Here is a 12,508-nt window from a genome sequence, read left to right on the forward strand (position 1 = left end):
GATTGTTGTCAGTTGCGCTTAAAAGGACTGATTTCCACCCAGATTTGCAGAACACCTTCCATGACGAGCATCGTCCGGATTTTGACAGAGTATTCCTTATCACGCACAATGTAAAGCTTGCCATCCAGCAGCAGCCTAACCAGTTTACTGTCTGTGTCAATATCGAACATGCTGCGGCCACGCATGGGCTCCAGATCTGATCGTATTTCATTAAGTATTAATTTTAAAGTTACGGGGTCAACTGAGGTTGAGCCTTCTGCTTGGGCTTTGCTTTCCTCTGATCGAATTTTTATTTCTCTGATTACCGTAGAGGTATTATTGTATTTTTTGAGTGTTTTAATATCCTCTTGATATTGCTCGATCTGTACACGCAGGTCTGCATTATTCAGCCATAACACGTTATATCCAACATGGTATATACCGTTGTATATGACGGCTCCTACGACGATCCCCAGCATGAATATAGCGGAAATTTGGGTGAATCTACGAAAACGACTGAATGGTGGAACTCTCACTGGCGTTACCCCCTGCCGCACACCCATTTTACTAGCTCGCTGCCCATATGAGCTCCGAGAAAAGCGAAGGCAATATACATGATTTGCTTGATGGCGGGGGAGAGGTTACCTCCAATCACATTGCTTTCAATGACCCGTAAAGGGTCCATAGTACCCCCTACAGCGGCGGCAAGTGCCCATATTTTAATCCGGTCTGCTACATCTAGCATGGTTTGCGTCGGTGGTTGCAGGGATACTACGGCGCCGATTCCGCCGACCATAGCTCCGCCAAGTACGATGCCGAAGGCGATAAAGAAATCGAGGATCGCTTTGCTCATAAAAATGCTCATAAAGGCCCCTTCCCGGACGAGGCATCTCTAATCGTTGCCTGTCCATGTGCTCTTAATCCATTCTATGGGCGGGTCCCCCTTTAATATGATAAAATAGTTTCATCTTATAGTGCGAGTTCAAAAAGTACGGTTTTCAGCACCGAGAAGATTGAAAGAAGGTAGAAAATGAGGAGTGGAGCGTAGTGGAAGCTACGTGAGCACCGGAAGTTTCGCCTGAATTCAATCTTCGATGTCGAGTAAGCTTCTTGGGTTACTTCGTGATAAAAACGGACTTTTTGAACAACTATTTATGTTTGATTTATGTAGTAGAAAGGAAGTGGGATAATGAGCCCTTTCGTGCATTTGCATGTGCACAGCGAATACAGTTTACTGGACGGGGCGGCGCGCATTACCGATCTCGTGCGCCGGGCCGGCGAATACGGCATGAAGTCGCTGGCGCTTACGGATCATGGAGTGATGTATGGGGCGATCCCCTTTTATAAAGCGTGTAAAGAGAATGGAATCAAGCCGATTATCGGCTGTGAAGCTTATTTAACCGCGGGCTCTCGCCGTGAGCGAGGCAGTCGTAAAGATCAACCGATTTATCACTTGATTCTGCTCGTCAAGAATGAAACCGGCTACAAGAACCTAATGAAGCTGATCTCTATCGGTCATCTGGAAGGTCATCACTATAAACCTCGTATTGATATGGAGGTTCTGGCCGCTCATTCGGAGGGGATCATATGCCTCAGTGCCTGTCTTGGCGGCGAAGTGCCGCAGCATCTGTTGCATGGAAGAGATGACGAGGCGCGAAAAGCTGCGCTGCGATATAAGGAGATTTTTGGCGAAGACTTCTACCTGGAGCTTCAAGATCACGGAATTTCCGAGCAAAAACGAGTAAATCCGAAGCTGATCGCACTTGCCAAGGCCTGTGAGATCCCACTTGTAGCTACGAATGACGTCCATTATTTGGCCAAGGAAGATGCAGAGGTACAGGATGTTCTGATCTGTATTGGAACAGGTAAAACTGTGGATGATGAGGAACGGCTCAAAATCGGAACAGATCAGCTGTTTCTCAAAAGCAGTGATCAGATGGCGGCGTTGTTCCCGCATGTGCCTGAAGCTATCAGTAACACGCTATTGATCGCAGAAAAATGTAATTTGGAGCTTACCTTCGGTCAACATATTCTGCCTGCCTATTCACCAATTCCAGAAGGTAAGGACTCCGCTGCATATTTGCGAGAGTTGTGCTTTAAAGGGCTTGAAGAACGGTATATAGACACACCGCTTTGGGCATCGCCTGAGCAAAGAGAAACCGCTGAAAAGCGTCTTGCCTATGAGCTTGGCGTCATCGAGAATATGGGTTTTAGCGATTATTTTCTAATTGTGTGGGATTTTATCGCTTATTGTCATCGTCAGGGGATTGCTACTGGTCCGGGCCGGGGTTCTTCCGCGGGGAGTCTTACCGCTTATTCCCTACGAATCACGGATGTAGATCCGCTTAAGTATAACTTGCTCTTTGAACGTTTCTTAAATCCAGAACGGATCACGATGCCGGATATTGATATCGATTTTAGTGATGAGCGTCGTGATGAGGTTATCGCTTATGTGGTGGAGAAATACGGCAAAGAACATGTGGCACAGATCATTACGTTCGGAACCATGGCTGCACGGGCTGCAGTTCGTGATGTGGGCAGGGTACTGAATTTACCTTATAACGAGGTAGATAAGGCTGCCAAGCTCATCCCAGGACAACTAGGCATCAGCCTTGCTAGAGCGCTGGAGACTACTCCAGACCTAAAAGCGCTGTATGACAGTAATCCGAAGATCAAAGGCTTGCTGGATATGGCAATGAAAGTGGAAGGTATGCCTCGTCATGCTTCGACACATGCTGCCGGGGTTGTTATTTCCAAAGGTCCGCTGACTGATGCTGTACCCCTTCAAGAGGGCAACGAAAGTACAGCGTTAACTCAGTACTCTATGGAGCATTTGGAAAGTGTTGGGCTGCTGAAGATGGATTTTCTGGGCCTGCGTACTTTGTCGATTATCGAACGCTGCATGAATTCGATTAAAGAAATGAGTGGCAGTGTTCCAGATTTTAAAATCATACCAGATCATGATCCGCTCACGTATGAAATGTTAGGTGCTGGTGAGACGACTGGGGTCTTCCAGCTGGAGTCGGCGGGTGTAAGACGTGTGCTTAAGGATTTGAAGCCTAATGGTTTTGAAGATATCGTATCGGTCCTAGCCTTGTATCGTCCGGGTCCGATGGAGTTTATCCCGAAATATATAGCAGGTAAGCACGGTCAGATCGAAGTAGAGTATCCGCATCCTGATTTGAAATCTATATTAGCGGATACCTATGGGATAATTGTGTATCAGGAACAGATTATGCAGATTGCTTCGCTTATGGCTGGATTCTCGCTTGGTGAAGCGGATCTGCTCCGCCGAGCGGTTTCTAAGAAGAAGCGCGAGACGTTGGATAAGGAACGCAGTCATTTTGTACAGGGGAGCTTGCAGCAAGGATATAACGAAACGGATGCGAATGCCGTTTATGATATGATCGTACGATTTGCCGATTACGGCTTCCCGCGTGCGCATGCGGCGGCTTATGGTGTGCTGGCTTTTCAGACGGCTTATCTTAAGGCGCATTATCCGGTACAGTTTATGGCATCTATGCTGACCGCTGTGATGGGAACCCACCGTAAGGTGGCGGAATATGTACTGGACTGCCGCCGTACGGGCATCGGCGTATTACCGCCGGATGTGAATGAGAGCGGCGTACTGTTTACCCCTGTTCCAGGAGAGGAAACGGGAACAGGGCATATCCGCTTTGGGCTCGCAGCGATTAAGAACGTCGGCACGCTAGCAGTGGAGAATATTATGTCGGTCCGCAAGGAGCGGCCGTTCGACAGCCTGCTCGATTTCTGTCGACGTGTGGATCTGCGGGTCTGCAACAAGCGGGTAGTGGAGTCTTTGCTGCAGGCAGGAGCCTTTGACTGTCTGCCGGGTCATAGGGCCCAGCTGCTGGCTATGCTGGACGAGACCGTTGACGCCGCGACGAAATGGCGCAAGGAGCGGGATGAACTGCAAATTCAGTTGTTCGATAATTTGGTGGAGACGCCGAATTGGGAGATTCGCTATCCGGATATCCCTAAGTTTACAGTAGGACAGCAGCTGGAGATGGAACGTGAGCTGCTGGGGCTGTATCTATCAGGTCATCCGCTCGACGATAGTGCTGAGCTGCTTGAGGAGACGGGTATACAGCGGCTTATGGATCTCGGCGAAGCCGCAGATGAGAGCCAGACGGTTACGGCCGGCATGGTCGTATCCGTTAAGGAAATTACGACGAAGCAAGGAAAATCGATGGCCTTCATCGAATGGGAAGATCAGATCGAGCGCTGCGAAGTCGTGCTCTTCCCCGAGGTGTGGAAGCGAAGCCGCGGCTTGATTGCCAAGGGCGCGCTGCTGGCCTTGCGCGCCAAGGTGCAGCAGGAGGACGAAGGCTTCAAGCTGCTGGCCGAGGAAGTGGCGCTGCTATCCACGGAGACACTCCGCGGTCTGCTGCAGCGCCGTAGTGCCGCCGCGTCCCGTCCGTATAGCGCGGGACGCTCGGCCTCAGCAGGAGCGCAGCCGCGTGGCGCGGCTCCTGCTTCGCGGGCTAGCGGGGCCGCCACTGGCCCTGCAGGCAGCGCAGCTGCGCCTGCAACACCTGCACCGGCTGCTGCGTCAGCGCCGGGCTCAGGCCAGCGTGTCTTTATCAAGATCACGCCGGCCGCCGAGAATGCTGCGCAGCTGTCGCGCCTGAAGGAGCTGCTGCAGAATCATCCAGGCCCAGTAGCGACGATTCTGTTCTACGAACGGGATCAGAAGCTCCTGGCCCTTAGCGATAATTATCGGATTAAGCCTACCGAGGAGCTAATCGCGGCTATCGAGTCTATGCTGGGGGCAGGTACCGTAAGAATAAAATAAGAACAATTCCACCCTTTTCCGCATACATTAGGAAACCACAGGGCGAATCCCTGGGCGGAAAGGGGAATCACATCATGTCCTATCAAATGGCAGTTGATCTGTTGGAACGTAGAGGCGTATCACTTTCTTCCATTGCTGAAATCGTATATATTTTACAATCGGTCTATTATCCCGGTTTATCCAAGGAAGAATGCCTTTCCAGTGTGAAATCTGTATTGGGAAAAAGAGAAGTGCAGTACACGTTAATGACGGGGATCGCACTTGATGAGCTGGCAGAGAAAAGACTGCTTCCGCAGCCGCTCCAGGCAGTAATGGAAGCGGATGAATCACTTTATGGAGCGGACGAGACTCTAGCCCTTGGCATCACAGGGGTATATGGGATGATCGGACTTACAGGATTTGGGTACTTGGACAAAATAAAGCTTGGAATCATTGGTGAATTGAACGATGATAAGGGGAGGATTCACGTGTTCTTGGATGACTTAGTAGCGGGTATCGCTGCAGCTGCTTCTGCTAGAATCGCTCATCGGCAGGAAGGGGCAAAAGTATATCCTCTGGTCACGGATACGGAATAAATGACCCGATTCATTTCGTTTGAACGAGTTCCTCAGTCTTGCTTCCTTTGCCCTACGCCTGTTGCGGGAAAAAAGAAAACTGTGTTATCATAATTCCATTATACGGGATACGGCTGGGAATTAAGATTGGGGAGGCCTTGCAAGGCATGTGGACGGTAATATATATCGCGCCGACCGCCAAAGTGGCGGATATGATTAAGAGTAAGCTGACTGAAGAAGGTTTTTTAGTAAAATGCCGTCCAATCAATATGTCCAAGCAGCAGTTTGAGATATTGGTTCCTTCGGGTGAACTGGAGGAAGTACAGGAAGTCCTTAATCTTATTCTGCATCCCTGAATTTCTATCAAGAGAAAAGTCATGACAGCGGCAAGCTGCATAACGCAAATAAACGGCTGAAGAGGTGCGGGTGTGTTCAAAGATTTATTTCAGAAGAAACGGAAGTACGCGACTATTCCTTCAGAACGTCTGGAGCGAAGCGGCGTGCCTGCAGAAGGCGAACGCCCCAAACGGGAAATTCCAGAAGGATTAATGAGTAAATGTAATAAATGCGGAACGATCCAGTATAGCAAGGAATTGGAAAAGAATCTAAAAGTATGTCCTACTTGTGGTCATCATTTGCGCTTGAACGCCGTAGAGCGTATTGCTATGACGTTAGACCCAGAGGGCTTTATTGAGTTTGATAGTGAAATGTATTCTATAGATCCGCTGAAATTCCCGGGTTATGCCTCTAAACTGGAGCAACAGCAACTAAAATCGGGACAAACTGATGCCGTGATTACGGGTCAGGGATCTATTGGCGGACATCCAGTGATCGTAGCTGTGATGAATTTCGAATTTTTCTCCGGCAGTATGGGATCTGTAGTTGGTGAGAAGATTACCCGGGCGATTGAAGAAGCCACGGAGAAGCAGCTTCCACTCCTTATTTTCTCTACTTCTGGCGGAGCGAGAATGCAGGAGAGTATTCTAAGTCTTATGCAAATGGCGAAGACCAGTGCAGCGCTTGCTCGTTTCAACGAAGTGGGCGGCCTTTATATTTCTATAATTACGGATCCGACAACTGGCGGAGTATCTGCGAGTTTTGCTAGTCTTGGCGATATTATTATTGCTGAGCCTGGGGCGGTATTCGGTTTCGCAGGACGTATAGTCATTGAACAGACAATTCGCCAGAAGCTTCCGGATGATTTCCAGACGGCTGAATTTAATCTGCAGCATGGCTTGATTGATATGGTTGTGCACCGTAAAGAAATGCGCGCCACACTGACCAAAATTTTGGAATTGCATGATGTGAAAGGGGGATTTTAGGTTGGCAGGAGAGTTGCCTTTTGAAATGCCTCTGGTTGAAATGCGCAAGAAAATTGCCGAGCTAAAGCAGTTTGGCGAAGAGAAAAGTATTGATTTTACGGATGAGGTAGCAAGACTGGAAGAACGGTACCGTGTGCTTGAGGAGGAAGTTTATTCTAATATCTCCCCTTCCCAAAAAATGCATCTAGCTAGACATCAAGGACGTCCGACTTCTCTTGATCTTATGGGGCAGATCTTCACAGATTTTATCGAGCTTCACGGGGATCGAATGTTTGGGGATGATCTTGCAATTGTAGGCGGTATCGCCAAACTTAACGGTGTCCCGGTTACGGTCATTGGCCAGCAGCGCGGTAAAGATACGAAGGAGAATATTTTACGCTTTTTCGGCAGTGCACACCCTGAGGGCTTCCGTAAGTCACTGCGTCTGATGCAGCAAGCGGACAAGTTCAATCGTCCCATTATAACCTTTGTAGATACTAAAGGTGCATATCCAGGCAATACAGCTGAGGAAAGAGGGCAATCCGAAGCAATTGCCCGTAATTTACGCGAGATGTCTCAGTTTGGTGTTCCTGTAATCTGTGTGGTTATCGGTGAAGGCGGAAGTGGGGGCGCATTAGCACTGGCAGTTGGTAATAGAGTGCTTATGCTGGAACATGCCATTTATTCGGCGATATCTCCTAACGGTGCTGCATCAATTCTATGGAAGGATGCTTCGAAGGCTGATCAAGCGGCAGAAGCCATGAAGATAACGGCATCTGATCTGCTTGAAATGGAAGTCATCGAAGAGATTGTTCCTGAGCCAAAAGGCGGCGCACATCGTGATTACGAAGCTACGGCAGCTGCAATTAAGGATGCATTATGGCGTCACTTGCAGGAGCTAATTCCTCTGGATAGAGCGGAATTGAAAGAAGATCGTTATCGTAAATTCCGTAAAATTGGTGAGTTTGCTGAAGTCCAGCAGGAGCAGATTTTCCTTGAAGAAGAAGTGGAATCTGAAGTGTGAATAGTGCCTTTCCATTTGCACTTTAAGACATATAACCATACTTAGTGGACCATATTGAATTAAGTGTAAATTATACATTTTATTGGAATTAAAATAATCTCGACGCAATGCCGGGATTATTTTAATTTTTTTTGTGCGTTCAGATAATTCGAGCTCAAATTACATCTAAAAGAGCCTACAACATTGATTTTGTGTCTAAGTTGCAGTAATATTCATAAGGGCGTAGTTAAAGGCACATGTGACAAAGTTCCTATTTAATTAGTTAGCCTTGTAGTAGATTTTGTAGTTGGAAAAAGTGAGACAGAGAGAACGAAAAAACGGAGGAAAACCTAATGCGGAAAAGTAAAATTGTATGTACGATCGGACCTGCGAGTGAATCGTTGGAGAATATCAAAAAATTGATTTTGGCTGGTATGAATGTGGCCCGTTTGAATTTCTCCCACGGCGATTTTGAAGAGCATGGTGCTCGGATTAAAACGATCCGTCAAGCATCTAAGGAACTGAACAAAACTGTTGCTATCCTGCTCGATACAAAAGGACCGGAGATTCGCACAGGCAAGTTGGAAGTAGAACCGATTGAACTAGTTCAGGACGAGTACCTGACACTAACTACGGAAGAAATCCTTGGCACCCAAGAACGTATTTCCATCACGTACAGCGAGCTTCCTAATGATGTTCAAGTAGGCTCCACCATCCTTATTGATGACGGTCTGATTGGTTTGACAGTTGTCGACATTCAAGGAACTGAAATCAAGACCCGTATTGTAAACGGTGGTACGATCAAGAGCAAGAAGGGCGTTAACGTACCAGGAGTAAACATCTCCTTGCCGGGTATTACGGAAAAAGACACCAACGATATTCTTTTTGGTATCGAACAGGACATCGATTTTATCGCCGCTTCCTTCGTTCGCAAAGCTAGCGACGTTCAGGAAATTCGTGAGCTGCTTTCGAAAAACAACGCTTCTCACATTCAAATCATTTCCAAAATCGAAAACCAACAAGGTGTTGACAACCTTGATGAAATTTTAGAAGCTTCCGATGGCCTGATGGTTGCTCGTGGTGACCTTGGTGTTGAAATTCCAGCTGAAGATGTACCTTTGGCTCAAAAATTGATGATTCAAAAATGTAACGTTGCTGGCAAACCAGTAATCACAGCTACACAAATGCTGGATTCTATGCAACGTAACCCACGTCCTACTCGCGCTGAAGCAAGTGACGTAGCAAACGCTATTTTCGACGGAACAGATGCAATCATGCTTTCCGGAGAAACTGCTGCTGGTAAATATCCAGTAGAATCCGTTCTTACAATGTCCCGTATTGCTGAGAAAGCGGAGTCCGCTCTGGACCACCGTGAAATTTTCTCAAAACAACAAACTTTACAAGAAACTACAGTTACAGAAGCTATCAGCCAATCCGTTGCAATTTCCGCTTTGGATCTGAACGCTAAGGCTATTCTTTCTTCGACTGTTACAGGTCATACTGCACGCGTTGTTTCCAAATACCGTCCTAAAGCACCAATCATTGCTGTTACGACACAAGAAAGAACTATGCGTCAATTGTCCCTCGTTTGGGGCGTAACGCCAGTATTCGGTAAAGTAGCTACTTCCACAGATGAATTGCTTGAAACAGCAATCCAAGGTGGTAAGGATTCCGGTCTGGTTCAAGCTGGCGACCTAGTTGTGATTACTGCAGGAATTCCACTTGGACGTTCCGGTTCCACTAACTTGGTAAAAGTAAGCACAATCGAGTAGTACTCGACTGTGCTTTGCCTGATTCGTAGATTTTACGCAAAATAGAAGAGCTGTCTCAGATGTAGTGAAAATCTACAAATGAGGCAGCTCTTTTTTTTGTGCTGAATCCATTTATGCTGTTAGTATATACGTTTGACGCTAAAAGAGTCCCCTCGAGGGCTTGGACTGGAAGGAACCGCAACGGTGGTGTTATTCTGGACCATGATCCCTCCATTAGAAAGAGTTAACCTAGGTTGTTTTCCATTGATTCGACAGCAGTTGAAGCAGGTAGTGCCCACGCGGGCCAGCTTTGCGATGGAACCATCGACCTCAGGAGCCTCCATAATCCATTCGCCGGAGGTCTGCGGACCAGTATATCGCTGAAGCGTTCGGAAGGTCCAATTTCGGCTTAAATTCCGGAGTGTGATAGACCACTTCGTGTGGCTTATTTTTGTGATAGTACCCTTCATATGATCTCCGGGGTATACTGGAAAAGGGATTACGGTCTCGACGTCAGGTAGTATTTCCCACCAGGCGTAATAACGGGCAATCCCATTTACGAATTCATGACCTGTTCCCGTCTGAATAAGGTTGCTGTTCTTGAAGCCGTCGATGCCAATCCATGCGGAGGAATAGGTGGATTTGTGGGTTGGTTTTACGTATGGGACGGTCCATTCACCGGAAATGCGATTGAAGGCACCTTTTCTACCAGTAACAGTGTAGCCACTCCAGTTCTTAGATGACCAGCCAAAAGCAGAGCTTTGTCTATTGCTCGCATTAGATTTGTCTGTTAGACAAGGATGATTTACCATGAGAGAGTTATATTTTATGCTCAACTTGTCCACCGCCTTTATAGTACTGCTATATTAAATGCGATGATTACATATGAAGTACGGGTGTTCTGTTAAAATATAAAAATATAAAGCTGGAGGACTCATAGTACAAATGGAAAAATTATCGAAGCTGCGCGGCTTTTATCTATTTTTAGGATTGGCCGGCGGTTCATTTGGCTCTTATCTTTCGCTGCTGCTGGTCCATAATGGACTTAATAGTGGACAGATAGGTATACTAATGGCAACAGGCACACTAGTTGCAATCACCATTCAGCCGATGTGGGGGATTATCTCTGATCGGTATAATCAGACGCGTTTAGTACTTATCCTAAGTGTGGCGGTTCCGGCCTTACTAGCTGTCTTTTATCGTTCGGAATATTTCATTGTACTTCTTCTGGTGTATACGTGCTCAACGATCTTCTCCTCTACACAGGCTCCTATAGCCGATTCTTACGCGATCTCGGCGGCGAATAGAGCTGGAGCCACTTACGGTAGCATCCGGCTTATGATGAGCATTGGGGCGGCTCTGGGAGCTTATGCAGGAGGGGTGTACGTATCTACCTTCTCTGTATCCACGATATGGCTACCTTTTCTCTTTTTTAATCTGATTGCAGTCCTTATTGCGTTTACATTGCCGAAGCAGGCGGAAGAGAATCATATGATGAGGCAATCGTTTACTCAGGGGGTAAGACAACTGCTGGGGAATCGGGTCTTCCTTGCGTTTTTGGGTGGCAGCTTTCTTGTGAACCAGACGATGGCTGCTTTTGGTACATACTTTGTAATTGCTTTTCAATCGGTTGGAGGGTCTACTCGCTATGCAGGGATTGCGCTCTTTCTCGCATCGGTGACGAATGTGCCTTCCATGCTTTTTGCTTCTAAGGTGATTAAGAGGTTGGGTCGTGAGCGGACCTTGCTCCTTGGGGCTCTTATTTATGTTTTGCGGTGGGGTATTCAGGTTGCTTTTCCTTATCCATCGGTAATGATCGGAGTGCAAGTGCTGCATGGTCTTTCATTTGGGTTCTTTTATATTGCTGCAGTCGAATATGTATCTCAGATCACGTCTAACGAGATGCAGGCCACTGGCCAAAGTGTATTTAATATGGTGTTTGCAGGTTTTTCTGGCATTGTCGGTAATTTACTGAATGGATTCTTGCTCAATCAAGGCGGGGTAGAAGTAATGAATCTGTCTTGTATGTTGAGCTCTATCGCAGGAGCAATGCTGCTGTTCTATGTTGCCAGAAACTCTCGGCGCAAATTATCGACGACGCTATCTTCAGGCGGGACCCAGGCTTAACGCTTCCCTGCTGCTATGCTGAAAGGAGTATTTATAGATGGAATTAGAACGAGCTGGCTTGCCCAGCCGATGGTATAAGTCAACCCTGCGTGTTCGCTATCAGGAAAGTGATCAGATGGGTGTCGTGTATCATGCGAATTATTTGAACTGGTTTGAGTCTGGTCGTACGGAGATGTTTCGTCAGGTTGGTTTTACTTATCGTGAACTTGAGAAACAAGGCGTCTTACTTCCTGTCACCTCAGCAGATTTGCAATTTAAAAGTCCGGCGCGATATGATGATCTTATCTCCGTGTATGCGCGAATGACTACCTTCTCAGCGTTACGAGTCGTATTTGAGTATCAAGTGCGGAGGCTTTCGGAAGAAGAAGGTGGAAATTCAGAAGATTTATTGGCTACTCTAGGGGAGTTGCGGTCGATGGAACCACCTGGGGAGCTGCTGGTTACCGGCACGACAAGTCATGTTTGGGTGAACCGGGAATGGAGGCCTGCTAGGCTGGATAGAGCCCTTCCAGAGCTCTTTCACGCAATAAAAGAGGCGCTGCGGGAAGAAGGGGGTTCAGTATGATTAGAAGCAAATGGTTATGGGCTGGACTATTTATTATTCCTGCTGTGGAATTATTCGGTTTTATCTACGTAGCAGATCAACTTGGAGCATTTAAAACGTTGCTGCTTATGCTGACCACTTCAGTAATCGGTCTACTAATGATGCGATTTGAAGGTAAGAAAGTGCTGCAGGACAGCAGAACACATATGCAGGAGGGCCGCGTTCCTGGTCGGACGATGCTGGATGGTTTATGTATTTTTTTCGGAGGATTGCTACTGATATTGCCGGGCTTCGTAACCGATATTGTCGGTTTCACGTTAGTATTTCCATTAACTCGGCCTTTGTACCGTATATTTTTGCTGAAGTGGATTGAGAAGAAGATGAAGAATGGCACCTTCACCTTTTACCGTCGTTAGTATACTTTTTACAACAA

General features: G+C 47.1%; 12 protein-coding genes. 9 read left to right on the forward strand and 3 right to left on the reverse strand.

Going from position 1 to position 12,508, the window contains the following annotated elements; translation table 11 throughout:
* Window positions 1–8: 8 nt before the first annotated feature.
* Together MHI27_RS08920 and MHI27_RS08925 are read right to left on the reverse strand one after the other, a co-directional pair.
* Window positions 9–515, reverse strand: coding sequence for a hypothetical protein (locus MHI27_RS08920; protein WP_405176061.1), 507 nt, complete (start codon window positions 513–515; stop codon window positions 9–11).
* 5 nt (window positions 516–520) lie between these two features.
* Complete coding sequence (locus MHI27_RS08925; protein WP_042186502.1) at window positions 521–844, reverse strand: YtrH family sporulation protein; 324 nt, start codon at window positions 842–844, stop codon at window positions 521–523.
* Window positions 845–1,168: 324 nt separating this feature from the next.
* Here MHI27_RS08925 and MHI27_RS08930 point away from each other — a divergent pair, with 324 nt between their 5' ends.
* From MHI27_RS08930 to pyk, 6 genes are all read left to right on the forward strand, one after another.
* Complete coding sequence (locus MHI27_RS08930; protein ID WP_405176062.1) at window positions 1,169–4,795, forward strand: DNA polymerase III subunit alpha; 3,627 nt, start codon at window positions 1,169–1,171, stop codon at window positions 4,793–4,795.
* A gap of 74 nt (window positions 4,796–4,869) precedes the next feature.
* Window positions 4,870–5,370 carry a phosphatidylglycerophosphatase A gene (locus MHI27_RS08935; RefSeq protein ID WP_042186505.1) on the forward strand — a complete coding sequence of 167 codons (501 nt, stop codon included), beginning with the start codon at window positions 4,870–4,872 and terminating at the stop codon, window positions 5,368–5,370.
* A gap of 146 nt (window positions 5,371–5,516) precedes the next feature.
* On the forward strand, window positions 5,517–5,705 hold the full coding sequence (locus MHI27_RS08940) for a hypothetical protein (RefSeq protein ID WP_042125966.1): 189 nt from the start codon (window positions 5,517–5,519) through the stop codon (window positions 5,703–5,705).
* Between the two features lie 72 nt (window positions 5,706–5,777).
* On the forward strand, window positions 5,778–6,671 hold the full coding sequence (accD, locus tag MHI27_RS08945; RefSeq protein WP_042186509.1) for an acetyl-CoA carboxylase, carboxyltransferase subunit beta: 894 nt from the start codon (window positions 5,778–5,780) through the stop codon (window positions 6,669–6,671).
* A 1-nt stretch (window position 6,672) separates the two neighbouring features.
* Complete coding sequence (locus MHI27_RS08950; RefSeq protein ID WP_042186511.1) at window positions 6,673–7,674, forward strand: acetyl-CoA carboxylase carboxyltransferase subunit alpha; 1,002 nt, start codon at window positions 6,673–6,675, stop codon at window positions 7,672–7,674.
* 332 nt (window positions 7,675–8,006) lie between these two features.
* The gene (gene pyk, locus MHI27_RS08955) at window positions 8,007–9,425 is read left to right on the forward strand and encodes a pyruvate kinase (protein WP_042186514.1); all 1,419 of its coding nucleotides are present in this window, start codon (window positions 8,007–8,009) and stop codon (window positions 9,423–9,425) included.
* 119 nt (window positions 9,426–9,544) lie between these two features.
* Here the strand turns inward: pyk and MHI27_RS08960 are convergent, their stop codons facing one another.
* Window positions 9,545–10,240: a G1 family glutamic endopeptidase gene (locus MHI27_RS08960; protein WP_256716421.1), complete on the reverse strand. Its 696-nt coding sequence runs from the start codon at window positions 10,238–10,240 to the stop codon at window positions 9,545–9,547.
* A 109-nt stretch (window positions 10,241–10,349) separates the two neighbouring features.
* Here MHI27_RS08960 and MHI27_RS08965 point away from each other — a divergent pair, with 109 nt between their 5' ends.
* The 3 genes from MHI27_RS08965 to MHI27_RS08975 are packed head-to-tail and all read left to right on the forward strand — an operon-like array spanning window position 10,350 to window position 12,491.
* Window positions 10,350–11,531 carry an MFS transporter gene (locus tag MHI27_RS08965; protein WP_076283320.1) on the forward strand — a complete coding sequence of 394 codons (1,182 nt, stop codon included), beginning with the start codon at window positions 10,350–10,352 and terminating at the stop codon, window positions 11,529–11,531.
* Window positions 11,532–11,568: 37 nt separating this feature from the next.
* Window positions 11,569–12,096, forward strand: coding sequence for an acyl-CoA thioesterase (locus MHI27_RS08970; RefSeq protein WP_405176063.1), 528 nt, complete (start codon window positions 11,569–11,571; stop codon window positions 12,094–12,096).
* Entirely contained in the window at window positions 12,093–12,491 is a 399-nt protein-coding gene (locus MHI27_RS08975) for an FxsA family protein (protein WP_042186523.1), read from the forward strand. Before MHI27_RS08970 ends, MHI27_RS08975 begins: the two co-directional genes overlap by 4 nt.
* The last annotated feature ends 17 nt before the right edge of the window (window positions 12,492–12,508 follow it).

It is taken from the genome of Paenibacillus sp. FSL H8-0261 (assembly GCF_045040645.1).
GTDB lineage: Bacteria > Bacillota > Bacilli > Paenibacillales > Paenibacillaceae > Paenibacillus_AQ.

Excerpts from the sequence above, each read along its gene's own strand:
- pyk (WP_042186514.1), top strand. The coding sequence starts at position 8,007 with ATGCGGAAAAGTAAAATTGTATGTACGATCGGACCTGCGAGTGAATCG.
- MHI27_RS08930 (WP_405176062.1), top strand. The coding sequence starts at position 1,169 with ATGAGCCCTTTCGTGCATTTGCATGTGCACAGCGAATACAGTTTACTG.
- MHI27_RS08940 (WP_042125966.1), top strand. The coding sequence starts at position 5,517 with ATGTGGACGGTAATATATATCGCGCCGACCGCCAAAGTGGCGGATATG.
- MHI27_RS08975 (WP_042186523.1), top strand. The coding sequence starts at position 12,093 with ATGATTAGAAGCAAATGGTTATGGGCTGGACTATTTATTATTCCTGCT.
- MHI27_RS08925 (WP_042186502.1), bottom strand. The coding sequence starts at position 844 with ATGAGCATTTTTATGAGCAAAGCGATCCTCGATTTCTTTATCGCCTTC.
- MHI27_RS08935 (WP_042186505.1), top strand. The coding sequence starts at position 4,870 with ATGTCCTATCAAATGGCAGTTGATCTGTTGGAACGTAGAGGCGTATCA.
- MHI27_RS08970 (WP_405176063.1), top strand. The coding sequence starts at position 11,569 with ATGGAATTAGAACGAGCTGGCTTGCCCAGCCGATGGTATAAGTCAACC.
- MHI27_RS08965 (WP_076283320.1), top strand. The coding sequence starts at position 10,350 with ATGGAAAAATTATCGAAGCTGCGCGGCTTTTATCTATTTTTAGGATTG.